This is a genomic window from Streptomyces sp. NPDC059456, assembly GCF_042750055.1.
Taxonomy (GTDB): domain Bacteria; phylum Actinomycetota; class Actinomycetes; order Streptomycetales; family Streptomycetaceae; genus Streptomyces.
On the sequence record NZ_JBHYVA010000331.1, the window covers coordinates 8,203 to 9,018 of the forward strand.

Here is an 816-nt window from a genome sequence, read left to right on the forward strand (position 1 = left end):
GGTCTGTTTTTTTTTAATACCCCCACCCCTCGGGGCGGTGCGATTCCGCCCCCGCCCATCTCCGGCAGGGCCCCCGGCCCCGGTCAGTCGAGGTAGTCGCGCAGCACCTGCGAGCGGGACGGGTGGCGCAGCTTCGACATGGTCTTGGACTCGATCTGACGGATCCGCTCGCGCGTGACGCCGTAGACCTTGCCGATCTCGTCGAGGGTCTTGGGCTGGCCGTCGGTGAGGCCGAAGCGCATCGAGACCACGCCGGCCTCGCGCTCGCTCAGCGTGTCGAGGACCGAGTGCAGCTGCTCCTGGAGGAGCGTGAAGCTCACGGCGTCGGCCGGGACGACCGCCTCGGAGTCCTCGATCAGGTCGCCGAACTCGCTGTCGCCGTCCTCGCCGAGCGGCGTGTGCAGGGAGATCGGCTCGCGGCCGTACTTCTGGACCTCGATGACCTTCTCGGGGGTCATGTCGAGTTCCTTGGCCAGCTCCTCCGGGGTGGGCTCGCGGCCCAGGTCCTGGAGCATCTGGCGCTGCACGCGGGCGAGCTTGTTGATGACCTCGACCATGTGCACCGGGATGCGGATGGTGCGGGCCTGGTCGGCCATGGCGCGGGTGATCGCCTGCCGGATCCACCAGGTCGCGTACGTGGAGAACTTGTAGCCCTTGGTGTAGTCGAACTTCTCCACCGCGCGGATCAGGCCCAGGTTGCCTTCCTGGATCAGGTCCAGGAAGAGCATGCCGCGGCCGGTGTAGCGCTTGGCCAGCGAGACCACGAGACGGAGGTTGGCCTCCAGCAGGTGGGTCTTTTCGCGGCGGCCGACAGCG

General features: G+C 67.8%; 1 protein-coding gene. It reads right to left on the reverse strand.

What is annotated here, in order from left to right:
- Positions 1-83: 83 nt before the first annotated feature.
- A partial coding sequence (locus ACFXA3_RS25475) for an RNA polymerase sigma factor (protein ID WP_385190528.1) occupies positions 84-816 on the reverse strand: 733 nt, incomplete at its 5' end.